22 protein-coding genes are annotated in these 23,983 nt (G+C 67.3%); 8 read left to right on the top strand and 14 right to left on the bottom strand.

The window, feature by feature from the left end; all coding sequences use genetic code 11:
• Nucleotides 1-2: 2 nt before the first annotated feature.
• The 3 genes from H5T74_05830 (at nucleotide 3) to H5T74_05820 (ending at nucleotide 3,204) form a co-directional block, all read left to right on the top strand.
• Nucleotides 3-1,127, top strand: a complete 1,125-nt coding sequence (locus tag H5T74_05830; GenBank protein ID MBC7229893.1) for a 2-hydroxyacyl-CoA dehydratase — start codon at nucleotides 3-5, stop codon at nucleotides 1,125-1,127.
• A complete protein-coding gene (locus H5T74_05825; protein ID MBC7229892.1) occupies nucleotides 1,127-2,569 on the top strand; it encodes a 2-hydroxyacyl-CoA dehydratase in 1,443 nt (480 codons plus the stop codon). The genes H5T74_05830 and H5T74_05825 overlap by 1 nt, the downstream gene beginning before the upstream one ends.
• Before the next feature lie 77 nt (nucleotides 2,570-2,646).
• Nucleotides 2,647-3,204, top strand: a complete 558-nt coding sequence (locus H5T74_05820; GenBank protein MBC7229891.1) for a 4Fe-4S binding protein — start codon at nucleotides 2,647-2,649, stop codon at nucleotides 3,202-3,204.
• A 249-nt stretch (nucleotides 3,205-3,453) separates the two neighbouring features.
• Here H5T74_05820 and H5T74_05815 read toward each other — a convergent pair whose 3' ends face one another.
• On the bottom strand, nucleotides 3,454-4,353 hold the full coding sequence (locus H5T74_05815) for a radical SAM protein (protein ID MBC7229890.1): 900 nt from the start codon (nucleotides 4,351-4,353) through the stop codon (nucleotides 3,454-3,456).
• Nucleotides 4,354-4,565: 212 nt separating this feature from the next.
• Between H5T74_05815 and H5T74_05810 the strand changes: the two genes are divergently transcribed.
• Nucleotides 4,566-5,549 carry a 2-hydroxyglutaryl-CoA dehydratase gene (locus H5T74_05810; GenBank protein ID MBC7229889.1) on the top strand — a complete coding sequence of 328 codons (984 nt, stop codon included), beginning with the start codon at nucleotides 4,566-4,568 and terminating at the stop codon, nucleotides 5,547-5,549.
• A gap of 387 nt (nucleotides 5,550-5,936) precedes the next feature.
• Here the strand turns inward: H5T74_05810 and H5T74_05805 are convergent, their stop codons facing one another.
• The 8 genes from H5T74_05805 to H5T74_05770 form a co-directional block, all read right to left on the bottom strand.
• On the bottom strand, nucleotides 5,937-6,140 hold the full coding sequence (locus H5T74_05805; GenBank protein ID MBC7229888.1) for a CooT family nickel-binding protein: 204 nt from the start codon (nucleotides 6,138-6,140) through the stop codon (nucleotides 5,937-5,939).
• Entirely contained in the window at nucleotides 6,133-6,564 is a 432-nt protein-coding gene (locus tag H5T74_05800; protein MBC7229887.1) for a DUF3842 family protein, read from the bottom strand. Before H5T74_05800 ends, H5T74_05805 begins: the two co-directional genes overlap by 8 nt.
• A gap of 31 nt (nucleotides 6,565-6,595) precedes the next feature.
• Nucleotides 6,596-6,922, bottom strand: coding sequence for a thioredoxin (trxA, locus tag H5T74_05795; protein MBC7229886.1), 327 nt, complete (start codon nucleotides 6,920-6,922; stop codon nucleotides 6,596-6,598).
• Nucleotides 6,923-7,072: 150 nt separating this feature from the next.
• Nucleotides 7,073-8,017, bottom strand: coding sequence for a thioredoxin-disulfide reductase (trxB, locus tag H5T74_05790; GenBank protein ID MBC7229885.1), 945 nt, complete (start codon nucleotides 8,015-8,017; stop codon nucleotides 7,073-7,075).
• A gap of 221 nt (nucleotides 8,018-8,238) precedes the next feature.
• The gene (locus H5T74_05785; protein MBC7229884.1) at nucleotides 8,239-9,618 is read right to left on the bottom strand and encodes a VWA domain-containing protein; all 1,380 of its coding nucleotides are present in this window, start codon (nucleotides 9,616-9,618) and stop codon (nucleotides 8,239-8,241) included.
• Nucleotides 9,619-9,943: 325 nt separating this feature from the next.
• Nucleotides 9,944-10,858, bottom strand: a complete 915-nt coding sequence (locus H5T74_05780) for a MoxR family ATPase (GenBank protein ID MBC7229883.1) — start codon at nucleotides 10,856-10,858, stop codon at nucleotides 9,944-9,946.
• Nucleotides 10,859-10,932: 74 nt separating this feature from the next.
• The gene (locus tag H5T74_05775; protein MBC7229882.1) at nucleotides 10,933-11,715 is read right to left on the bottom strand and encodes a hypothetical protein; all 783 of its coding nucleotides are present in this window, start codon (nucleotides 11,713-11,715) and stop codon (nucleotides 10,933-10,935) included.
• A gap of 207 nt (nucleotides 11,716-11,922) precedes the next feature.
• On the bottom strand, nucleotides 11,923-12,351 hold the full coding sequence (locus tag H5T74_05770) for a hypothetical protein (protein ID MBC7229881.1): 429 nt from the start codon (nucleotides 12,349-12,351) through the stop codon (nucleotides 11,923-11,925).
• A 603-nt stretch (nucleotides 12,352-12,954) separates the two neighbouring features.
• On the opposite strand from H5T74_05770, the gene H5T74_05765 reads away from it, so the two are divergent.
• Nucleotides 12,955-13,971, top strand: a complete 1,017-nt coding sequence (locus H5T74_05765) for a radical SAM protein (protein MBC7229880.1) — start codon at nucleotides 12,955-12,957, stop codon at nucleotides 13,969-13,971.
• 263 nt (nucleotides 13,972-14,234) lie between these two features.
• Here H5T74_05765 and H5T74_05760 read toward each other — a convergent pair whose 3' ends face one another.
• Entirely contained in the window at nucleotides 14,235-15,068 is an 834-nt protein-coding gene (locus H5T74_05760; GenBank protein MBC7229879.1) for a mechanosensitive ion channel, read from the bottom strand.
• Nucleotide 15,069: 1 nt separating this feature from the next.
• On the bottom strand, nucleotides 15,070-15,633 hold the full coding sequence (locus H5T74_05755) for a hypothetical protein (GenBank protein MBC7229878.1): 564 nt from the start codon (nucleotides 15,631-15,633) through the stop codon (nucleotides 15,070-15,072).
• Between the two features lie 523 nt (nucleotides 15,634-16,156).
• Between H5T74_05755 and H5T74_05750 the strand changes: the two genes are divergently transcribed.
• Together H5T74_05750 and H5T74_05745 are read left to right on the top strand one after the other, a co-directional pair.
• Nucleotides 16,157-17,338: a trypsin-like peptidase domain-containing protein gene (locus H5T74_05750; GenBank protein MBC7229877.1), complete on the top strand. Its 1,182-nt coding sequence runs from the start codon at nucleotides 16,157-16,159 to the stop codon at nucleotides 17,336-17,338.
• Between the two features lie 187 nt (nucleotides 17,339-17,525).
• Nucleotides 17,526-19,211: an arginine--tRNA ligase gene (locus H5T74_05745; GenBank protein ID MBC7229876.1), complete on the top strand. Its 1,686-nt coding sequence runs from the start codon at nucleotides 17,526-17,528 to the stop codon at nucleotides 19,209-19,211.
• A 93-nt stretch (nucleotides 19,212-19,304) separates the two neighbouring features.
• Here the strand turns inward: H5T74_05745 and H5T74_05740 are convergent, their stop codons facing one another.
• From H5T74_05740 to H5T74_05730, 3 genes are all read right to left on the bottom strand, one after another.
• Nucleotides 19,305-20,075, bottom strand: coding sequence for an alpha/beta fold hydrolase (locus H5T74_05740; GenBank protein MBC7229875.1), 771 nt, complete (start codon nucleotides 20,073-20,075; stop codon nucleotides 19,305-19,307).
• Between the two features lie 517 nt (nucleotides 20,076-20,592).
• On the bottom strand, nucleotides 20,593-21,807 hold the full coding sequence (locus H5T74_05735; GenBank protein ID MBC7229874.1) for a hypothetical protein: 1,215 nt from the start codon (nucleotides 21,805-21,807) through the stop codon (nucleotides 20,593-20,595).
• Nucleotides 21,808-22,017: 210 nt separating this feature from the next.
• Entirely contained in the window at nucleotides 22,018-22,821 is an 804-nt protein-coding gene (locus tag H5T74_05730; protein ID MBC7229873.1) for a hypothetical protein, read from the bottom strand.
• A gap of 200 nt (nucleotides 22,822-23,021) precedes the next feature.
• Between H5T74_05730 and H5T74_05725 the strand changes: the two genes are divergently transcribed.
• Nucleotides 23,022-23,975, top strand: coding sequence for a MoxR family ATPase (locus tag H5T74_05725; protein MBC7229872.1), 954 nt, complete (start codon nucleotides 23,022-23,024; stop codon nucleotides 23,973-23,975).
• Nucleotides 23,976-23,983 lie beyond the last annotated feature (8 nt).

Below are 23,983 nucleotides of genomic sequence, written 5' to 3'. Positions count from 1 at the left end.
GCATGGATACGGCGACCGCCCTGGGAAGGGAGACTGAGATATACAACGACTACGTCAAGGAATGGAAGGCCGCGGGAGGCAAGGTGGTGGGGTATTCCTGCGTAGCCACCCCGGTGGAGATCGTCGAGGCGGCGGGCCTCCTCCCCTACCGCATCAAGGCCCTGGGCAACGCGGAGACCGAACTGGCCGACGGGGAGATGTCCCTCTTCAACTGCTCCTTCTGCCGCGCCTGCCTGCAGCTCTGTCTGGACGGCACCTACGATTTTCTCGACGGGCTCATCGAGACCAACGGCTGCGACCACCTGCGGGCCATGTTCGAGAACTGGCAGCACCGAAAAAAGCTCGACGCTTTCTACTACCTCAAAGTGCCCCACTTCTTCCGCGACGACTCCCTGGCCTATTTCGAGGAGCAGCTGGGAGAGCTCAAGGGGCTGCTGGAGGAGAAGTTCTCCTCTCGCGTGACCGACGAGGCCCTGGATGAGGCCATACGCGGCTGGGAGACGGTGAGGGAGAGGTGGCGAGATCTCTCCGCTCTGCGCGAGCAGGACAGGCCCGCGGTGAGCGGGAGCGAGGCCTTGGCCCTGGAGGTGAAGGGCTCTTCCATGTTGAGCAGGGATTTCGCCGCCCTTCTCCAGCGGTTCATGGAGGAGAGGAAAGGGGCTCCGGGGGCCAGGCCGGCGGCCCGGCTGATGCTCTGCGGCCCCGCCAGCGACGAGGTGGAGTGGTTCGAGGAGATCGAGCGCCTGGGGGCGGTGGTGGTGGCCGACGCCCTCTGCTTCGGCGCGCGCGCCTTCTCTCGCAGCGTGCCGGAGGAGGGGCCGCCCCTGCGCCGCCTGGCCGAGACCTACCTCTCCAGCATCTTCTGCCCCCGCATGTACAAGGAGTACCCGCGGCGCCGGGAGCTCATCCTGGAGACGGCCCGCCGCGCCAGGGTGGACGGGGTCATCTACCTCTACAACAAGTTCTGCGACCTGCACGGCGTGGACTCCGTGCTGGTGCGCCGGGACCTGGAGGAGGCCGGCATACCGGTGTTGGTCCTGGAGAAGGAGTACAGCGCCAGGGCGGACATCGGGAGGGTGAAGACGCGCGTGCAGGCCTTCATGGAGAGGATAGGGGGTGCGGCGTGATGGAAAAGGGATTCGTCATGCGCGAGGGGGAGAACGGCTTCGAGCGCGCCATGGGCATCCTGGAGATGATCTACAAGCTCCCCGACAACCTGAGCGAGGAGGACGTGGAGGCCATGAAGAACTTCGTCTTCCCGGAGCTTCAGCACACCGTCATCGGGCTGCTGGAGCTTCCCGCCGACCGGGAGCTGGAGCTGTTCTTCTTCCGCCTCCTGCTGGGCGTGTTCAAGGAGGCGCAGCGGGCCCAGGAGGAAGGCAAGAAGCTGGTCTTCATCCCCTTCACCTTCCCCCCCGAGATCTTCTACGCCTTCGACAACATCTTCCCCCTGTGCACCGAGATCGTGGGCGGCCTGATCACCAACATCTGCTACGGCCAGGGGGAGCGCTTCTGGGACTTCGCCATGGGCCTGGGCCTGCCCGACTCCCTGTGCTCCGCCAACACCATCGGCACCATGCCCCTGTTCATGGGGCCGGGCATCAGGCCCGACGCCATCGTCTACAACTCCGCCGGCAGCTGCAACCCCAACGCCAAGATCCACGCCTTCGCCTCCGACTACCTGGGCATCCCCCAGTTCGTGCTGGAGAAGCCGGTGGACGAGTCGGCGCGGGGCCGCGAGCTATACCGCGGATACATGAAGAGGTTCATCCGGGAGCTGGAGGAATGGTCCGGCTCGGAGATGAGGGAGGAGCGTCTGCGCGAGGTCCTGGAGAAGTCCTACCAGGCGGTGAGGCTCTACCACGAATACTGGGAGCTCAAGAAGGCCAGGCCCTGCCCGGTCCCCAACATCTTCAGCATGACCCTGCTGGTGCTGCGCAGCCAGCTCTGGGGGCGCCAGGAGGCCGTGGACGTGCTGCAGAAGATGGTGGACATATCCAAGGAGAGGCTGCGCAAGGGCGAGTACACGGCGGGAGAGGAGCTGGCCCGGATATATATCACCTACATCTACTGGCTCTTCGACTTCTCCGGTTACTTCACCTGGCTGGAGAAGCAGGGCATCAGCATCCTTGGGGACATCCTGGCCATCCACTTCTTCCCGGAGATGGATTTTTCTACCAAGGAAAGCATGCTCGAAGGCCTGGCGGACATCGCCTTCGACTATCCCATGACCAGGCAGATGGGAGGGGAGTCCATCTCCCTCCGCTGGCTGGACGACGTCGCCTGGGCCGCCCAGGACCTGGGGGCGGATGCCTGCGTCTTCGGAGGCGTGCACGCCTGCAAACACACCCTGGGTACGGCGGCCTTCTTCCGGCGGGAGATGATGAAGAGACTGGGGCTGCCCACCCTCATGCTCACCGGGGACGTCTTCGACAAGCGGCACACTCCCATGGAGATCTTCCAGGAAGAGGTGAAGACCTTCGTGGAGCAGGTGGTGGCGAGAAAAAGGGCTCAGGCCAGGCGCAAGAAGGCCGGGCCGTCGGGGGATGCGGCGGCGGAGAGCGGCTGAGAAGGGGAGGCCATCCCGACGGCACGGATGCCGGATTGCGTGCCCGCAGGACCGCGTGCGCGAGATGAGGGGGCGGGGTGAAGGAATCGACGCGGCGGCTGTTCCGCGCGAACGGCTGGAGGGTGGACCGGGCCGTCCACGGCTACGTCTACTACCGCTGGATCGACTACTACATCAAGACCCTCATGGCCATCGCCCGCAGGTACATCCGCGTCTTCCCCCGCGGGCGCTTCATCTTCGACTTCTTCTTCAACCGCTACCACTGCAAGGTGCTCACCCCGGAGCAGGCCGCCAAGCTCTTAACCCTGGACCGCGACATCACCGTGGACCCCGAGTTGAGCGCGCGCGTGGTTCCCTTTCCCCACGCCCACCGCATCATCCTGGAGCAGCCGCAGCACATCGTGGCCATGGACTGCGCCTGCCGCATCGAGCGCTCCCTCTGCGCCGGGTGCGGCACTTGCGCGCAGGCCTGTCCCTTCGCGGCCGTCTCCCTAGACGGGGAAGGCAGGGCGGTGGTGGCCTTCGAGCTGTGCATGGGGTGCGGCCTCTGCGCGGACCGCTGCGAGGAGGGAGCTCCCGGCTTGGTCCAGGACAAGCGCAAGGGCATCCCCCTGGACATAGACGAGCTGGTCTGAGGGGCCGGGTTTTCAGTCTTCCGTCCCGCGCGGGACCTCGCATCCGGAACCGCGCCTTGGGGGGCACGGCCTTCGCCCCGCGCTCGTAAGCCCTCACCGCCTCCTTTTTCCGGCAGGCACCTTATCCCCTTGACATACTCACCCTCGAGCCCGCGCTTTAAACCCCATGCCCGCCCTCAGGCCCTTCGTCTCCGCCTCCCGGTCATGGGCACGTCCCTCTTTCGCGCTCCTGGGTATCCGGCCATCGGTTCAGGGGACCTCTCTGACCCGCAGGTTGAGCTCGTCCGCGCAGCGCACCAGCGAGGCCACGGTGGGGAATTCCTCCCCCACCATGTAGTACTCCTCCGACCAGGGGGTCAGGCGCAGCTCCTCCATCTCCTCCGGGGTCCTCTCCGCCGCCAGGCGCTCGAAGAGCTCGGTGCCGCGGAAGACCACCAGGGGGAAGAAGGCGGCGTCCTTGATGCCCTCCCTCCGCAGCGTCTCCAGGGTCTCCTCCAGGCTGTCGCGCCCCTCCCCGGGGAGGCCTACGATGAAGCTGAGTATGGCCCTCATCCCGAGACGCCTCGCTTCCCTGGCCGCCCGCAGCACCTCCTCGCGGCCGCCCCGTTTCCTCACCGTACGGCGCAACACGTCATGGTTGAAGCTCTCCGCTCCCATGCCCACGGTGGCGAAGTTGCATTCGGCCATGGCGCGCAGCACCTCGGGGGTGAGGGATTCCACGCGCGTCTGGGCGTTATAGGCATAGGGGATGTCCCGCAACATGCCCAGCAGCTCGAACAGCCAATCGCGGTCGGTCACGAAGCTGGCGTCCCCGAAATAGAAGAGCCGGCTTTCGTCTGGGTAATTATCCCAACACCATTCCACCACCCGGCGTACGTACTCCGTGCCATGGCGTGCGGTCTTCCTTCCCCAGAGCACGGGGTCGAGACAGAAAGTGCAGGCTCCGTAGCACCCCCTGGCGGTGAGCATCCCGTTTCCGGGTATGTAGTCTTCGTAGGTCCGGAGCTCGTTCAGGATGCGGTGGCGCAGGGCGATCCTGAACTCCTCCGCCACCGTGTACATGTGGGGAAAGCGGTCGATGTCCTTCTCTCTCTCCCGCGGGGGATTGTGATATATCCTGCCGCCGCCCTTCCAGCTCAGGCCCCGCACGCGCGAAAACTCCCTCTCCCCGCGGGCGAGGGCCGAGAGCAGCTCCAGGGTGATCCACTCTCCTGTCCTCCCGACAAGACCAGGCGGTTTTCACGGCGTGAAGAGGGCGATCTTCCGGATGTTCCAGATGCTCGCGTTTGCCCTCCGCTACGGGGGGAAATAGAATGTATTGGTACCGCGAGGCCATCGGCAGTGCGTGACAGGAGGAAGCCTTGAGAGGTTATCTGGGCGTGGATGTTGGTTCGGTGAGCACCAACCTGGTGTTCCTGGAGGAGAGCGGCGAGGTCGCGGCCTCCGTGTACCTGCGCACCAAGGGTCAGCCCATCAGCGCCGTGCAGGAAGGCCTGCGTCAGCTGGGTGCCCAGCTCCCGGCCGGCGTGGAGGTGCTGGGGGCGGGGACCACCGGAAGCGCCCGCCACCTCAGCGGGGTGATCGTGGGAGCGGACATCGTGAAGAACGAGATCACCGCCCACGCCGTGGCCGCCCTGCACGTGGTGCCCGACGTTCGCACGGTGCTGGAAATCGGCGGGCAGGACTCCAAGATCATCATCCTCCAGGACGGCATCGTGGTCGATTTCGCCATGAACACGGTGTGCGCGGCGGGAACCGGCTCTTTCCTGGACCACCAGGCGGCGCGCCTCAACATCCCCATCGAGGAGTTCGGCGCCTACGCCCTGCGTGCGGAGACGGGAGTGCAGATCGCGGGGCGCTGCTCGGTGTTCGCGGAGTCGGACATGATCCACAAGCAGCAGGTGGGCCACCCGGTAGACAGCATCATCCTCGGGCTCTGCGAGGCCCTGGTGCGCAACTTCCTAAACAACCTGGCCAAGGGCAAGAGTGTGGAGGCGCCGGTGGTCTTCCAGGGCGGGGTGGCCGCCAACGTGGGCATGAAGAGGGCTTTCGAGGAGGCCCTGGGCATGGAGGTGGTGGTGCCCGAGCACTTCGCGGTGATGGGGGCCATCGGGGCCGCCCTGCTGGCCCGCGACCTCAACCCCACAGCCACCTGCTTCAAAGGGTTCCGGGTCACGGAGATCGAGTACCGCACCTCCAGCTTCAACTGCAAGGGCTGCTCCAACAACTGCGAAATCGTGAAGATCATGGTGGAGGGAGACGTGCTGGCGCGCTGGGGCGGGCGCTGCGGCAAGTGGGAGCTGGACCTTCCGGGAGCCCGGACTGCGGGCGCCGCCGCGAGATAGGCGTCGCCTTCCGCCGCCTTCCCTAAAATCCGTCCTGGTCCCGCCGGACGCTGTGGCCACCCCCGCCATGGCCGCGCTTAACCGCGCCCACCCAGGTCTTATGGATGCAGGCCCCGGACGCTCAGGGCTCTCGGCCCGCGACCTCGCGCAGGATGACCTGGTGGTCCATGAGGTCGACCCGGCTTATCCTCGCCGAGGCGAAAGCGGGGTGGGGCCGGCGGCGATGCCCCCGGTATCCTGCAGGCCCCGGACGCTCAGGGCTCTCGGCCCGCGACCTCGCGCAGGATGACCTGGTGGTCCATGAGGTCGACCCGGCTTATCCTCGCCGAGGCGAAAGCGGGGTGGGGCCGGCGGCGATGCCCCCGGTATCCTGCAGGCCCCGGACGCTCAGGGCTCTCGGCCCGCGACCTCGCGCAGGATGACCTGGTGGTCCATGAGGTCGACCCGGCTTATCCTCGCCGAGACCAGCTTCTGCTCTCCGAACACGTCCACCAGGAGGAGCTTACCCTCCTCGGGCCTCATCTCCACCACGTCATCCATCACTTTTTCCAGCTTGCCTTCCCGGTCAAAGAAGACCGCGGCCTCACACATCGCCGCCTCCTTCCTTCATGCACATCTCCCTCACCATCTCCACCGCCTCCTCTATGAGTTTGGGCAGTGGCGTCTCGCTCGTCCCCATGACCTCAATGCGAGGATTGGTGAGGGGGAGCAAGATCTTGCGGCCGGGCGCCGAGGAGATGGCCGTGGCCATCTCCGGCGTCAGCTCTCCCATCATGGCATTGGGCATGATTATGGAAAGGCTTCCCATGATCACGTCCGCCTCGTTAATGCACACCCGTACCGCGTTCTCGCCCGTGGCGCCGCGGTTAGCCCTCGCCTTCATCATGTTACCGGTGGCGATGGCGTTCGCCCCCAGGGCGATGATCTCCGTGTCCTCAGGGAGATGTTTCCTCAGGCCCAGGATGATCTGGTGCCCGATGGAGCCCCCCATCCCGTCCACCACCGCTATCTTCATCTGCGAGACCCCTTTGTCCGGATCGCGCGGCTCAGAGCCAGGCCTGGAACTCTTCCTCGAAGGCCTTCTTGGGACGGGCTCCCACGATCTTCTTCGCGGGCTCCCCCTTCTGGAAGAGGATCATCGTCGGAATGGACTGGATCTCATACCTGCGCGCCACCTGCATGGACTCGTCCACGTTGAGCTTGCAGACCTTGATCTTGCCTTCCCATTCCGCCGCCGCTTCCTCTATCACCGGACCCATCATCTGGCAGGGTCCGCACCAGGGCGCCCAGAAATCCACCAGGGTGGGAAGATCGCTCTTGAGGACCTCCTGCTCGAAGTTGCCGTCGTTGAGCTCTATCACCTTGCCCGCCAACTCTCTCACCTCGCTTTCGTCCTGGATTATGCCCCGCCCTCCGCCGCTACAGGGAGTATTTTACACCATCGCGCCACGGCGCCTCCTAATCCGGATCATGCCGCGCCCCGCCCTCCCCAGACCGCGGACGCGTTCTCCCTCTTTCTCGTGCTATATATAGGCCGTCCCCTTCAGGTTCTCCACGTGAAACTGCGCCCGCAGCGCCGCCCGCACGCCGTCTCCCACCGCCGCCGCCACCTGCCACACGGCGCCGGAGCGCACGTCTCCGGCCGCGAAGACTCCCGGGATGCTGGTCTGCAAGTCGGCGTCGGTCCTGATGAAGCCCCTCTCGTCCAGCTCCACCGTTCCCCTCACTTCCTCGGTGTTGGGGATGTTCCCCACGTAAAGGAAGACGCCGTCTACCTCCAGCTCGGTATCCGGACCTCCCTCCACGTCCGCGAGCACCAGGCCGGTGACGCGTTCCCGGCCCTTGATCTCCTTTACCGTTTTCTTCCAAGCAAACTCCATCTTGGGATCGGAGAGAGCGCGCTCCTCCAGCACCCCCCCGGCGCGCAGGCGGTCGCGGCGGTGCACGATGATCACCTTGCGCGCGAAGCGAGTGAGGAACAGCGCTTCCTCCACCGCCGAGTTTCCGCCTCCCACCACCGCCACCACCCTGTCCTTGAAGAAGGCCCCATCGCAGGTGGCGCAGTAGGATACGCCACGGCCGTGGAGCTCCTCCTCTCCCGGAACCCCCAGCTTGGCGGGCCTCATCCCCATGGCCAGGATCACCGCGTGGGCGGACAGCTCCTCCTCGGCGGTGCGCACCTTCTTCACCTCGCCGCCGTCCTCCAGCCCTTCCAGGGGGTTGAACGAACTGATGCGCAGCCCGAAGCCCTCCGCCTGGCGGCGCATGCGCTCCACGAGCTCGAAGCCGGATATCCCCTCCGGGAAACCGGGGTAGTTCTCTATCCTCTCCGTGAGCGCCGGTGCCCCTCCCGGCGCCTGCTTTTCCACCAGCAGCACATCCATGCGAGCGCGGGCGAGGTACAACCCCGCTGTGAGCCCCGCGGGGCCTCCTCCCACCACCACCACGTCAACTGCTTCCCCGGCCATCTTCACCTCCATCCGTACCAGGCGAGTCAGCACCTCTTGTGGAGGAGCCGAGCGCCATCCCGCACGGCGCTCAGCGCAGCGCCGCTCCGCCTGCTTTCTGATAAAGATATCATGATACCGCTTCCTCGATCATAAACGCCCCCTACGGGACGCACCCTTTCCCGACCGGGAGATGATCGTGGTCGCGGCAACGATCAGGGGTTAAGCCCGGCGCTGCCCTCTCAGAGCAGCAGCGACCCGATGGCCTCCTCGAGGTCCTTGAGGGTGCGGCACACCCGCGCCTCCCTGCAGTAGGGCAGGTATTCCCCCATCACGCTGTCCCCGGTATCCCAGAATGGTCGGGTCTCGGGGTTGAGCCAGATGATGCCCTTGGCCCGGTCGCGGATGCGCTCCAGATAGCGCAGGCCGGGATCGTTGTAGTTGTTACGGGCGTCCCCTATGACCAGGATATAGGTGCGGTAGCCCACATCCTGCAGGTGGCGCTCGCAGAAGAGGCGGAACACCTCACCGAAGTCGCTGCGGGCGTTATAGGTGATGCCGGCCTCGGTGAGAGCGCGCCGTACCCCCTTGAGGATGTCCTCGTCGCGGAAGAACTCCGTCACCTCCCCCAGGTCGTCCACGAAGACGAAGCTGCGCACCTTGGCCAGGCAGTCCTGGATGGTGTACACGAACTGCAGCATGAACTGGCTCACCCTGGCCACCGACGAGGAGATGTCGCACAGCACCATGAGCTCCGCCTTCTCCACGCGCCTGCGCCTCAGTCGCAGCTCGAAGGGCACCCCTCCGTGCTGCATGTTGCGGCGCAGGGTGGCCTTGATGTCCACCTTCCCCCTCTTGGTGCGCTTCTCGCGCAGGTTTATGCGGTTGCGCAGCTTGCGCGCCAGCACATCCACCGCCTTGCGCATCTGCTGCAATTCGTACTCGTCAAGACCGGCCAGGGGGCGGCCCATGAGCCTCTCAAGGCGCTCCGTGCCCGGAGCCCGCTCGGCGTTGCGCGCCTGTTCCCTCTCCACGTAGCGCCGCACCTGCTTGCGGAGGGCGTCGCGGTTCGCCTCGAAGGCTTCCTCCAGACGCTGCAGGTCTTCCTCGGACCACCCCTCCTCGCGCAGATGTTCCAGCAGCTCGTGAAGCTGATCTTCCATGTCCTGCCAATCCATGGCCTCGAAGATCCGTCGTGTATACATGCCCACCTGCATGCGCGTGGCCAGCTGGGCCGTCCCCACCTCCCCCGCGGCCATGCGGATGAAGGACTCCCATTCCCCGCCCCTGCCCGTGAGCACCAGCTGCAGCATGGGGTTGAGTTCGCGCCCCTGCCCGAAGGCCCGCATGGCCTCCTCCAGGCGCTCCTGCAGGTCCTCCTCCAGGCTCTCGGCATCCCCGGCGCTCTCCAGCCCGTAGAAATAGAGGGGGAAGAGCTCATCGAAGATGGGGGCGTCACGCTGGCGCTTCACCGTGGCCGCCTTCAGTGCCGCCTTGAAGGTCTCGGGGTCACCCAGGCCCACCGCCGCCATGGCCCCCAGGGCATCGATGCTCTCGGCGGTGGAGACGGAGACCCCGCGGCCCCGCAGGGCGTTGACGAACTCCACTACCCTTTCTTCCAATCCTTCCTCCGATCCCCTAGGCCGTCCTCTCGTAAATGCCGGGAGACGGCCTATCCTGCGCAAACCCCGGCGGTGGAGACGGAGACCCCGCGGCCCCGCAGGGCGTTGACGAACTCCACTACCCTTTCTTCCAATCCTTCCTCCGATCCCGGAAGGATCCCCCCGCGGGGCGGACGGAAGACCGCCTGCGCTCCAGGCCCCGTTTCCCGGGCTCCCGCATCCGCGCCGGCGTGCCGGGAATCACCTCGGGCGTCTCTTGCGAGGATCCCTGTCCTTGTCCGCCGCAGCAAGGCGGCGCCGTCCGCCACCGAAGCGACCTCTCCGCTCAGGCCGCTCCGCTCGCGAGCTGACGCAGGTTTTCCTTTGCCTTCTGGATGTCCTTCTCGTACTTGAGGACGATGTTCAGGGTGTCCCGGATGAGGTCCTGGTCCAGGGAATCGGCGTTGAGGACCACCAGGGCGCGCGCCCAGTCCAGGGTCTCGCTGATGCCGGGGGTCTTCTTTATATCCAGCTTGCGCAGGCGTTGCACCACCTCCACCACCTGGGAGGCCAGGCTCTCGCTTATCCCCGGCACCTTCAGGCGCACGATCTCCAGTTCCTGCTCCCGGTCGGGGAAATCGATGTAGAGGTGCAGGCAGCGCCTCTTGAGGGCGTCGCTGAGTTCGCGCGCGTTGTTGCTGGTGAGCACGACCATGGGTATATGGCGGGCGCTTATGGTCCCCAGCTCCGGGATGCTCACCTGGAAATCGGAGAGCATCTCCAGCAGGAAAGCCTCGAACTCCGGGTCCGATTTGTCTACCTCGTCTATGAGCAGGAGCGCCGGCTCCTCGCTGGTTATGGCCCGCAGCAGCGGCCGGGGCACGATGAACTTCCTCGAGAAGAACACCTCGTCCTGGCGGGCGACTCGCTCCACCGCCTCGGCGAGGTTCCGGGCCCCCGCCAGCTCCTCCGCCAGCACGTCCTTGAGGATCTGGGTGTAGAGGAGCTGCTTGGAATACTCCCACTCGTAGAGGGATTTCGCCTCATCCAGCCCCTCGTAACACTGCAGGCGGATGAACTCGCGCCCCAGGGCAGCAGCGGTGACCTTCCCCAGGTCCGTCTTGCCCACCCCCGCCGGGCCCTCCACCAGGATGGGCTTGCCCAGCTTCTCCGCCAGGAAAACCGCGGTGGCGATCTCCTTGCTGCAGATGTACTTCTGCTCCGCCAGCCTCTGTCTTACCTCGTCTACAGCCGCGAACATCTACCTCATCCCTTCCCCGCCCCCCGCGCGGCTCCCGGCCGTTCCGGGGCGGCACCGCCTTCCTCTCTCCCCATCTATATCGTCTTTCCGGTGAGTTCTCCGTACAGCCTCTCCCCGATGCGCAGGCCCCGGGCGATGAAATCCGGCCCGTAGAGGCGCCCCGTGGGGGTGCGGAAGGTCTCGCTGATCCTCGCTATCCCTCGCATGCTGGTCTCGAAGTGTTCGAGGAGGAGGGCGAGGGGTATGCGGTGGGGCGCCGCCATCATCCACACCGTCTCCGTAAAGTTGTCGGGGCCCCAGCGGAACTTGTCCGCGTCGTAGAGGGCGTCCGAGAGTATCTGCAGGGAGGCGTCCTCCAGGGGCGTGGCGGGCTTGAAGGCCTCGTGGTTGCGGATGGCCTGCACGATCGCCGTGCGCTCTCCCGCCGCCAGGTCGAAACCGCCCAGAATCCTCTCCGCCTCCTCCGCCCCCCGCTGGGCGTGTTCCGGCTGTTCGCGCCTGATGTCGTGCAGCACTCCCGCCAAATGGGCCAGGAGAACGGCTCTGTTGATGCGCTCCTCCCCCGCCCCCCTGTCCATGTCTATGAGCACCAGCGCCCCCGCGTCCACCGCTACCTTACGCACGTGGGACAGGCCGTGCCCCAGGATGTCGCCCCTGTCCTCCACGATGGCGAGGGCCGCGCCCACCAGGGGATCTTGCCCGAAGCTCTCCCGGGACCTCTCCACTTCCTCGCGCCTCTCGGCATAGAACAGCGGCGGCCCCAGTTCCGCGGCGATGCGCAGGGAGAGCCTCTGGGCCTCTAGATATTCTCCGTCCAGCAATCCGGCCTCCGCTTCCAGCTCCGTTCCCGCCGTCAACGGCGGCATCTCAATTCTAACCCAACCCGGCGGCGGGCGCCTCCGGGGGAAGGCGGGGCACGGTGCCACCCTGAACCTTTCGCGCCTCTTGGAGATCCTGGGGGTCATGGCGGGCAGGACGCAAGGGGAAGAACGGCAGGGCTGACCGGCGGGCGAGGGCCTTGGCGGCGTCCCTCTCGCCGTGTCTTCCCGTTCCCGGTTTCCGGATCAACCGGCCCGCTGCGCCTTATTCGCGGCCTCCTCCACGGCCTCCTCCGGCATCCTCGCCGCCCTCCTCCTCCAGACACCGAGGGGCACGGCGAGAAAGGCGGCGTTGGCGGCCGTCACCCAGAGGGTCACCGCTGCCGCCGCTACCGGGCCCCATCCCGCGGCCAGCGCCCACAGGGAAATCCCTACCGCGATCGCGGCCATCCCTCCGGCGGCAACGGACACCCTGCGGCGCATGCGCTCGAGCCGGGAGGCCGCCTCCACCGGATATAGCAGGGCCTGGGGAGGCTCGGTTCTTCGCTTCAGGTAGCGCGAGAGGATGACCAGAAAAGAGCTGTCCGGTATGCTCCCGGCCAGGGAGGCGGTGGCCCCCACCAGGGTCACGTTGACCACCGAGACCATACCGAGGATCATCACCCAGGCCAGCAACGTTCCTCCCTCAACACCGCCACGCGGCAAGACCACCTGACTAGCATAATTTACCATAATCCGCCATGGGATCACCCCCTACTCTACTACCTCGAGGGCTGGTTTTCAAAAGCGCGTCGTCGGACACGCGAAGAAGAGGGGGCGTCCGCTGCCGCGCCCTTGTCGCGGAATGCCGGGGGCGCAATGTTTCATCTTCACCTGACTCGAGGGCGTGTCCTCTCGCCGACGACCGGTGCGCCGTTGTCTCGGCGGGCGCTCTTCGGCCTGACGATGAGGGCGTCCGCTGCCACGCCCTTGTCGAGGAATGCCGGGGGCGCAATGTTTGGCCTTTGCCCAGCCCTGAGGAACGGCGTGTCTCCGATGACCTATGCGCCGTTGTCTCGGCGGGCGCTCTTCGGCCTTAACTGATCATGCGGCCGCTTTTTCTTCCCGGCAAACCGCGCGTGCCCGAAAAGAGGGTTGGTGCGGTCCCACGGGTTTTCAGCCGTGAACCCCGGCGCTGCGCCGGTCTCGGAATGGAGGGGACGGGGGAGGCGTGGGGCGTTCCCGCCGTGTTGCCCTCCCCCGCCCGCTGTCATAAAGTTGACCTGGTGACCGCGGATGCTGGATTACTATCTCTCGGTCCTGAAAAGGAGGCGGCCGGCCCGCCACTGGCTGGCCTCCCGCGTGCCCGCGGGAGCGGATGACCTCGAGGGAAGGCCCGCGGAGGAGCTGTGGTCGCTGCACGCGTCGGCCATGGAGAACTTCCGCGACCTGTCCGCGAGCGGGGAAGAGCCCCCCGCCGCAGACGGTCCTTCCCTCCTGGAGCTGAAGGCCCTGCTGGCCCGACGCATGTTGTCTTCCTGCCACATGTGCGAACGCCGCTGTGGGGCGGACCGCGCCGCCGGGGAGCGCGGCTACTGCGGTGTCGGCGCCGAGTCCCGCGTCGCTTCCATGTTTCTCCATTTCGGAGAAGAGCCGGAGCTCGTCCCCTCTCACACCATCTTCTTCTCGGGATGCACCTTCCGGTGCGTCTATTGCCAGAACTGGGACATCGCCATGGACGCTCGCACCGGCAGCCCCGCCGACCCCGACCTCCTGGCCCGCGGCCTGCGGGAGGGCCTTCGCCAGGGGTCGCGCAATGCCAACTTCGTGGGAGGCAACCCCGACCCCCATCTCCACACCATCCTGGACACCATCGTCCGCCTGGGGGAGGAGGGAAAGTTCCTGCCCATGGTGTGGAACTCGAACATGTACACCTCCCGTGAGGCCATGCTCCTCCTCGAGGGGGCGGTGGACATCTACCTCGCCGATTTCCGCTACGGAAACGACGCCTGCGCCGCCCGCTACTCCGATGTGGAAGGCTACTTCGAGGTGGTGAGCCGCAACTTCCTCCTCGCCCACCGCCAGGGGGAGGTGATGCTCAGGCAGCTCCTGCTCCCCGGGCACCTGGAATGCTGCACGGCGAGGATCATGGCCTGGGTGGCCGAGAACATCCCCGGCACCTACTTCAACCTCATGTTCCAGTACCGTCCGGAATACCGCGCCGCCCTCTTCCCGGAGCTGGACCGCAGGCTCACGGGGGAGGAGAGGCGCGGAGCCCTGGAGCTGGCGCGCCGCCTGGGCATCGCCCTCGGCTAGGTGCACCGGGTGCCCGGACCCCCGAGGACGGGGCCGGCCGGGGTTCCCGCGAGCGGTTCAACCTTTTCCGCTTACGGGCCCGGGGGCTTGGGGTATGCCGGCTCCGGGCGGACCCGGCCCTTATCCCGCATGGGGCCGTGGGAAGGGCGGGCATCACTGCCGCGAGCCCGACCGGCAAGGTCTTCCCTGCGTATGCCCTAGGTCGGGCGTGTGGGGTGCAGCCGGGCGATCCGGCTGACGCGGGCGGAATATCCCGGCGTGGTTCAGGGCTTTTCCCCGCTCCTCACCGTGAGCACCGGGTACGGTATCTCTATGCCCGCCTCCTGCAGAGCGCGCTTCACCGCCGCGATGGCCCTTGACCTCACCTCCAGGATGCTCACGCACTCCGGATCCACCCAGAAATAGGCCCTCAGCGCCACGGAACTCTCGGCCAGCGCCTCCGCCACCACCAGCGGCGCGGGATCCGGAAGGGCTTCCTCCAGGCCCGCCAGGGCTTCGGACGCCACGGAGAGGGCACAGGCGATATCCTCCGGGTAGGCGATGCTCACCGCGAAGTCCAGCCGCCTCCTGCGGTTGCGGTTGTTGTTGATCACCGCCGTGCGGAAGATGTTCGCGTTGGGCACGAACACCTGGCGCCCGTCGTAGGTGCGGATAAGGGTGTCCCTGACCCTCACATCCTCCACCGTTCCCTCGACCTCGCCGAAGCGCACCACGTCCCCCACCACGAAAGGCCTCTGCAGGATGAGGATGATGCCGGCGAGGAAGTTCTCCACCACGTCCTTGAGGGCGAAGCCTATGCCCACGCTGACCAGGCCGAGGGATGCCACCAGGGCGCCGGCGTTGACCCCCATCACCCCCAGGCCCACCAGGCCGCCGACGATCACCGTGGCTATGAACCCCAGGCGAGACACCAGCCTCGCCGCGTGCTCCGAGGCCTTCACGCGCCGCAGGGAACGCGCGATGAAAAAGCGCACCCCCCGCGCCAGCAGATAGAAGACGAGGAATATCACCAGTCCCGTCACCAGGGAGGGGAGCCTGGTGACGAAACCTTCCCAGAGGTCGCGCAGGGCGTCCAGGAGCAGGTTGGCGACCATCATCTCAAGGCTTGTTCACCTCCGTGCCCTGTTTCTCGACATCCTGCGAGGCGCCGTTTTCCGCGGCTTTCCCCGCGTTCTCGACGACCTCGGGTTTGGGGTAGAGTTCACGCAGCCAGCTCACCATGCCCTCGGGCAGGTTGTCCTCTATCCACTTGCGGTCGGGGTAGGCGTCGCGCACGTAAGCCCACACCGTGTCCCCCTTGCCCACCTCCTCCTGCAGAACGTTTCTCAAGCCGTCCTGAGCACGCAGAAAGTCGGTGTTCTTCTCCCGCATCATGGCTTCCGTGGTGCGCACCATGATGAACACCTCTTCCGCGCCCTCCACCGCCCTCGCCACCGTGAAGGACCTGCGGTATCCGGGCAAGAGCACCGCCAAAAGGATGATGGCCAGGGTGATCAGGGTCACCACGTTCACCACGATGGCCGCCACCAGGCTTACCTTGCGGCGCGCCTTCTCCACCCTGGTATCCGGCGGACGAGGCGTTCGCCTGGGAACCTCTTCCATCTCCGCCGGTCCCGCGGCGGCCTCTCTCTCTTCGTTCTCCCGCTGCCTGTCCAAGGACATCACCTCCGTCCCAAAAGACTTCTCCGCCCGTGCCTCTTTCCCCTGCCGCCGCGGGGCCCGCATGGAACCTCCCGCCCGCGCTCGACGTCGTTTACCAATGGGTTCTTCTCCGTAAAGTGTGAGCGAATACGCGACAAAGTCAAGGAGGGACCGTGGCGATCTTCTCCGGTGTCGGCGGGCCCGGGGGACGCCCCTCTCGTCGGGACCGAAGGCCGAAGGCGCCTGCCGTTGCCGTTGGGGAAAGGGGCCCGTTCTCGAGGCGGTGCCTGGGTCCCGTGTGGACCATGATGCCGCCCCCCGGAGGCGTTCGGGCAGACACGGGGGGCGGAGGCCTCCCTTCCATATACTCCCGCGGCGCCGTCCGCGCCGGCGCGGCATCGCCCCCTCGGGATACGGTCTCCGACGTTGACGGCGCCGCCCGCCTTCGCCCACACTGTTCTCACGGCCATACCATCCGTGACCGGATGACCGCCGACCGTGGGCGGCAAGCAGGCCGCCCCGAACGAATTCAGAGGTGATGAATATGACCGATGACCAAGGCATCCCCCCGGCGGCACCTCCGCTGCCTCAGATACCGCCCGAGCCGCCCCTTGCGCCACCCCCGCGCTCCCGGGGCGTAGGCTGGAGGACGGTCGCTCTGGCAGCAGTGGCGGCGGTGGCCGCCGCGGCGGCCACGGTGTTCGCGCTCCCACTCTTTTTCGGCGCCAACCCCGTGGACGTGCTGGGGAACAAGGGGAAGGGGAGCGTGCAGGAAGTGAAGACGGTGGAGGAGCGCGTGGTGAAGGCGGGACAGGAGGCGGTGGTGGAGGTGGCCGCCAGGGTCCTCCCCTCGGTGGTGAACATCGAGGTGCAGTACGGCATCCTCGGCAAGGGTATAGGTTCCGGGTTTATCTACCGTTCCGACGGCTATATCATCACTAATAACCATGTGGTGGAGAACGCCTCCAACATCAAGGTCTCCCTGCGCGACGGGTCCGTCCACGACGCCAAGGTAGTGGGGACCGACCCGGAGACGGATATCGCGGTGATCCGTATCGACGAGTCCGACCTGCCCCCCGTCACCCTGGGTACCTCTTCGGACCTCGTCCCCGGGGAGCTGGCGGTGGCCGTGGGCAGCCCGGAGGGGTTCGAGGGCAGCGTGACCAGCGGCATCATCAGCGCCCTCAACCGCAACATCTACGTCCCCGACGCCGCCCCCCTCCTGGACGTCATCCAGACCGACGCCGCCATCAACCCCGGCAACTCCGGCGGCCCCCTCTGCAACAGCGTGGGAGAGGTCATCGGCATCAACACCGCCATCTACTCCCAGAGCGGGGGCTACGACGGCCTCGGCTTCGCCATCGCCATCGACAACGCCAAGCCGGTCATCGAGCAGCTCATAGAGAATGGGGTCGCCGTGCATCCCTGGCTGGGGTTCAACGGCAGCACCCTCGACCCCGAGACCGCCAGGAGCTACGACCTCCCGGTGGAGAAGGGGGCCATCGTGCGCAGGGTGATCTCCGGGACACCGGCGGAGAAGGCAGGGCTGCAGGCCGGGGACATCATCGTGGCCATCGACGGCTCCCCCGTGGATTCCATGGACCAGGTGATGCTGGAGATACGCAGGCGCAAGGTGGGCGACTCCGTCGCCATCACCTATTACCGCGGCAAGGAGAAGCGGGAGACCACGGCGGTGCTGGAGGAAAAGCCCTCTCGCGCCTTTTAGCGACCTTCCCGGCCCTTTCCCCGGGGCCGTGGCCTCGCTCCGTGTATGGGCTCCGGCTTGCGGGGCCCTTCCTCGCTCCCGGCCTGGGGCCACGACCTCCGTTTCGTGTACAATTAACCCCCGGAGGTCGCGGGGTGCACCGGATAGCGCCTCCCGCCCACCGGCGGCGGAGAGACGGGAGGAAGACGTGATCGCCAGGGAACTGCGCGGGCTTATAGTCGGGGCCATAGAGGAAGCGAGGTCGCGGGGCGAGATCTCCACGCCGGAGACGCCGGATTTCGTCCTCGAGCGCCCCCGCCACAAGGCCCACGGGGACTGGGCCACCAACGCGGCCCTGGTCCTCGCCGGCGCCGAGGGACGCAGGCCGCGGGAGGTGGCCGAGGTGCTGGCGCGCCTGCTGAGCGAGAGGGCCTGCCCTCCCGCCGGCGCCGTGCTGCGCGGGGTCGAGGTCGCGGGTCCCGGCTTCATCAACCTCGCCCTCGACCGCGACCGCGTGCTCTCCGAGTTGGCGCGGGTCGCCGGCGAGGGGGAAGCCTACGGCCGCTGGGACTTCGGCGCAGGCGCGCGCATGAACGTAGAGTTCGTGTCCGCCAATCCCGTGGGCCCTCTGCACGTGGGACACGGCCGCTGGGCGGCCCTGGGCGACGCCCTGTGCAACCTACTGGAGGCGGTCGGCTTCCAGGTGGACCGCGAGTTCTATCTCAACGATTTCGGCACCCAAATGGAGGTCTTCGCCGCCTCCGTGGAGGCGCGCTATCTCGAGCTGGTGGGCCGGCCCTGCGAGTTCCCCGCCGAGGGCTACCAGGGCTCCTACGTGGTGGACATCGCCAGGCAGATAATGGAAGAGGACGGCGGGCGGCTCGCGGACGCGCCTCCGGGGGAACGGCGCGAGGAGCTGGGGGAGCGTGCCTACGGCATCGCCCTGCAGCATATCCGGAGGAGTATGGACGCTTTCGGGGTGCACTTCGATATCTGGTTCAGCGAGCGGGAGCTGCAGCGCGGCGGGGCGGTACGCGAGGTGGTCGCGGGGCTGCTGGAGCGGGGGCTCGCCTACGAGCGCGACGGGGCGGTATGGATGGCCACCTCCCGCTTCGGGGACGACAAGGACCGGGTGCTGGTGCGCAGCAACGGCGCGCCCACCTATTTCGCCGCCGATATCGCCTACCACCTCAACAAGATGGAGCGCGGCTACGACCGGCTCATCAACATCTGGGGGGCGGACCACCACGGATACGTGCGCCGCATGCAGGCAGCCATGGAAGCCAGCGGATACCCGGATCGCCTGGAGGTCATCCTCGGCCAGCTGGTGAACCTCAAGCGCGGAGGTGAACCCGTGCGCATGTCCAAGCGCACAGGGGAGATGGTGACCTTCGACGAGCTGCTGGAAGAAGTTGGCAGGGATGCCGCCCGCTATCTCTTCTTAACCCGCAGCCAGGACACCGCCCTGGACTTCGATATCCAGCTCGCGGTGGAGCAGAGCATGGAGAACCCGGTCTATTACGTGCAGTACGCCCACGCGCGCATCTGCAGCATCCTGCGCTACGGCGAGGGGCGCGGGGTAGAGCTCTCCGGGGACATACCCGGACTGGAGGTCCTGCGCCTGCTGGATTCCGAGGAAGAGTGGGACCTGGCCATGAAGCTCTTCGAGTTCGAGGAGCTGGTCCGCGATGCTGCCCTGGCGCGGGCGCCGCACCGCCTCACCCGCTACCTGGAGGAGCTGGCGGCCGCCTTCCATGTCTTCTACAACCGTCACCGCGTGATCGGAGACGATGCCGACCTCACCTCCGCCCGCCTATTCCTCTGCCGCTGCGTGCTGCAGGTGCTGCGGAACGGGCTGGCGCTGCTGGGCGTCTCCGCGCCGGAGCGCATGTAGGCACGCGGGTAGCGGTGCTCGCCGCCCCTTATCTCCTCCCGGACCCCACCCCGGCGGCGCCTCCGGCCCGCGGCGGGACCGCGCGCCGGGGCGTCAGCCCTGCAGGCGGTCCAGCACCCACGACACCGCTCTGTCCATGGCCGCCGCATGCAGCCTCAGTTTGTGGCCGCCGCCCTCCACGATGAAGAGCTCCTTGGGTTCGCGCGCGGCCTCGTAGAGGCGGTACGCCTCCTCCACGGGCACCATGTCGTCGGCGTCCCCGTGCACGATGAGCAGGGGGGTCGGCGACACCTCGCCAATCACCGCTGCGGGGCTGTAAGCGAGCATCTCCCGGTAGTATGCCTCCTCGCTGGCCGGGAAGGCGGGGTCGCGGATGATGCCTATCTCCCGCGCGCGGGCGATGAAGGCCGCCATGCCCTCCCGGGGTAGGAGGCGCGAGAAATCAGCGGGGGACGAGATGGCCGCCACCCCCGCGAGTCCCCCGCGGCGGGCGGCGCAGATGATGCTCACCGCCCCCCCGCCGCTGAAGCCCACCAGGGCCATGCGCTCCGGGTCGCATCCCCGGAAAGGTCCTCGCGCCTCGCCCGCCTCGTCGAGCAGAGCCTCCAGGTCAAGGGCCCAGCCTCCGAGGGAGAAGTCGCCGCCGGAGATGCCTGTCCCCCGGAAATTGAAATACGCCGCCGCGCAACCCTCGGAGGCGAACCTGGCCGCCAGGGCGGGATATCCCGGGTCTCCCGACACCGGCTCCCCGCTGGGTATGCCGTGGCAGAGCACGACGAGCGGCCAGCCGCCCCCCTCCGGGACCAACACCGTCCCCCGCAACGTCACGCCCTCCACCTCGAGCACCAGTTCCCTCTCGCGCATCTTCTCCTCCCGTGCCTCCGCCTAGACGCCGCTCCCTCTGCCGCCGCGAACCCCCGCCCCGGCGGCTCTTCCCAATGTGAATATGTTAGGCCACGCGGGGGACGGCGGCGACCAGCCTTTTCCCCTCTCCTGCGTGTCCGTCCCCGCGGGTCCGGTGAGGCCGGGCCGTCGATGCAGGGCGAAGGGCGAGGCTCCCGACCCCCTTGCCCCGTCCGCCGGCCTCGTGAACGACTCACCTGCCTCTTCGTTTCGCCGCCGCAGGCGGCGACCCTCTCATGGGGAGGTTTATCTCCTTCCCACCGCGGGTATATAGGCGTGGGGGTAATGCGCCGGGCCGCGGTTGGGGACAGGCCGGAATCTCCCGGGTCGAAGGCCGGCGGGGCCCGGGAGGAAGAGATGGCACCCGATGGGTGCCCTTTTCTTTCCCTCCCCATCTACCGGTCGCTCGCGCCTTGCACCCATGACCACGCAGCGGTGCGAATCGGCTTTTTTCTTCTGTCCCCGCGGACGACTCGCCTCAGCCGGTGAAATAGCGTGCCCTTCTGGCAAGGTAAAGGACCAGGGGCATGAGGTCCGCCCCCCTCAGCTGCCCCATGCCGCCCCCCGCCGCCGCCACCTCATCGAAACGTTCCAGGGCGTCTCTCCTCACCGTGACCCCGTGGAAGAGGGCGGGGACTGCGTCACCGCCGTGGATCACCCTGCCGTCACGGGTGGTGGGGGTGGAATGGTCGGCGGTGATCACCGCGAGGATCCCGGGGTCATCCCACAACCGCCCCGCCGCCAGGGCGCGGTCCATGGCCTCGATCACCTCCGCCTTCGCGGCGGGATCGCCGCGGTGCGCCGCCTCATCGGCGTGCTTGGTGTGCACGAAGACGAACTCCCGGTCGTCTCGCAGCAGTTCCTCCGCCGCAGCCAGCTTCGCCCCCAGGTCCGCCTCGGGTTCTGGCGCTCCCTTCCTCACCACCCTCATGGAAAGGGCCTCGCACATGCCCGCGAAACAGGGCGTTGAGACCACCCCCGCCGCCCTCAGGCCGTGCCGCTCCTCGAAGGCCTCCACCTCCCGTGCGCGCGAAGGCCACTTCTCGATGACCCCGAGCGCGCAGCTGCACGGGTCTCTCCATGCGGCGGCGATCTCCTCCGCCCTGCCCGCGTACTCCCTCAGCAGGGCCAGAGTCCATGCCGTCTCCTCGTCCTCCTCCCAGCCGGGCGCGGCGCGCATCTCCTCCACCGGGAAGGCGTGGATGAAGGGGTCGGTGGGCATCACGCGGGAGGACCCTCCCCTAACCACCGCCAGGAATTCGATGCCCCCCATGTAGAACACCTCAAGCCCCTCGGGGGCGGCGCCGCACAGCTCGTCCGCCAGGGCCTCGCAGGCCTCGGCAAGGGAGGATTCCTCGCCGTCTATCACGTAAGTGCCGCCCTTGCGCCTCTCCACCCGCACCAGGTTGAACATGTAGAGGGCATCGCCCGTCGCGAACGGGAGCCCCGCCGCCAGGGCATGGAAATAAGCGCGCCCCGGGAACTCCTCCGGCTTGTAGCCGAACATCGCCCAGTGCGCCACCTCGCTGGAGGGGCAGATGCCCGGCCGCAGGGGGTACATGAGGGCGCTGCAGCCCTCGCTCGCCAGGCGGTCCAGGCAGGGGGTCTCGGCGGCCTGCAGCGGCGTCCTCCAACCAAGCTCTGGGTGGGAGATGTCCGCCAGCCCGTCCAGCACCAACAACAGCGCCTTCATGCCCCGACCTCCTTCCGCGGGCTTCTCTCCGCCCGCAGCCGCGCGGCGGATGCCGCAGCCGGGCGGGCGCGATCAACCACCGGACGGTGCTACCTCGGCGGACCTTCCATACCGGCCGGACGCGCGCCGGCGACCCCGCCGGTTCTATGTAAATATATGGATATTCCTCGCTCTCCTGTTCCGCCTTTCCACTGTCGCAGCCGCCCCGCCTCACCCGCGCAGGACCTCCCTCACCGCCTCCTCGTAGTCCGCAGTCCCGCCCTCCTTGAGTTCATCGAGGATGCGCAGGGTGACCGGAACCAGGTATTCCTCGAGATATGCCCGGAGGGCGGCTGGATCGAGGTCCGCGCTCCCGTCCATGCGCCGGTAGTTGCCGGCCATGACGCATTCGGGCTGTTCTTCCCCCTCGCGCCAGTCGCCGGCCAGCGAGACGATGGCCTCCTCATCGTCCAGGCGCAGCAGGGGAAGCTCCAGCTCTACGCCGCACGTCCCCAGGACGCGCCGGTATGCCTCCACCGCCTCACCGGTCTGGTTGACTTTCACCCTGCCGCCGTGCCTCAGCCTCTCCCCTGCCACCAGGCGCGCCGCCCCCGTGCTCCAGGCGGCGGGAACGCGGCAGGCGTGCAGGTACATGTGGCATCCAACGCAGATGTGCCAGGGACCGTAGCGCCTCGCGAGCACGGTGTTGGGCCGGCCCACCACCGCACGCCACCACAGGGGCGAGCCCACCACCGCCGCCTCCAAGACCTCCACACCGAAGGGAGCGAGCGCCCGGCGCATCCTCTCCTCGGCACGCGCCAGGGAGGACATCTCGCCGAACTCCGTGCCGGTATAGGCTATCACCGGGAGTATCCTGTGCAGCCGCCCCTCGCGCGCCAGCGCCGCTGCCGCCGCCACGCTGTCCCTGCCGGCCAGCTCCACCAGCGCCCCTTCCGCGCCCAGGCGCGGTCCGCCTGGGGGTAAGGCCAGCCTCTCCCGCTGAAAGAACGGGGAGGCGTATGCGTCCTCCGCCACCGTGCTCCTCCTCGGCGCCCTCCCTTTCCTCTCAACACGCATTTTACCCCAGATGACGGGGCTCCTGTCCCTTCCGGACCCGGGAAACCCCGGACCTGCTTCCCCCCGCGACATGACGGGCGTCGTTGTCTGTTAACATGCGGCGCAATATGCTCGATATATAGAGTTGTGAGTCGTTGTCTCGCGGAGCGGGAGGGGCGATGACGTTCAGCGGCGAGGAAGAAGGCCTGGTGGCGCGTGCCGCCGCGCTGGCGGAGAACATCCGCCGGGTGATACTGGGCAAGGATGCACAGGTGGACCTGGCGGTTATCGCCCTGCTCAGCGGAGGCCACCTGCTGATCGAGGACGTCCCGGGGGTGGGCAAGACCATGCTCGCCCGCTCCCTGGCGCTCTCCGTCTCCGGCACCTACCGCCGCATACAGTTCACGCCCGACCTCCTGCCCTCGGATATAACGGGGACCGCGGTGTTCAACCAGAAGACTTCGGAGTTCGAGTTCCGCCCCGGCCCCATCTTCGCCAACGTGGTGCTGGCGGACGAGATAAACCGCGCCACCCCGCGCACGCAGTCCAGCCTCCTCGAGGCCATGGACGAGGGCCAGGTCACGGCGGACGGGGTCGCCTACCCGCTGCCCCGCCCCTTTTTCGTCATCGCCACCCAGAACCCGGTCGAATACCATGGCACCTACCCCCTCCCCGAGGGCCAGCTCGACCGCTTCTGCATGAGCCTGACTCTGGGCTATCCCACGGAGGAGACGGAGCGCGCGGTGGTGGCCGGCCAGCTGGAGGAGCACCCGGTGTCCGGCCTGCGCCCGGTACTGCAGGCGGAGGAGCTCCCCCGCCTCCAGCGCGCCGCGCGCTCCGTGCGCGTGGACCCGGACGTCCTCTCATATGCCGTCAGCCTGGTGCGCGCCACGCGCGAGGACGGCGGCTTGGTCCTCGGGGCCAGCCCGCGGGGCTCCGTCTTCCTGATGCGGGCTGCACAGGCCCGCGCTTTCCTCTCCGGCAGGGATTTCGTCGTCCCCGACGACGTCAAGGCGCTGGCGATGCCGGTGCTCGCGCACCGCGTCATCCCCGCTTCCCGTTCCCTGGGCCCCGAGGACGCGCGAGAGTTGGTCCTCCGCCTCGTGGAGCGCATCCCGGTCCCCGTGGTCTAGGAGGTCGC

This window comes from Actinomycetota bacterium, from assembly GCA_014360645.1.
Classification (GTDB): domain Bacteria; phylum Actinomycetota; class Geothermincolia; order Geothermincolales; family RBG-13-55-18; genus Solincola_B.
The sequence above is the reverse complement of the archived record's forward strand: the minus strand, read 5'-3'. Positions and strand labels throughout refer to the sequence as shown.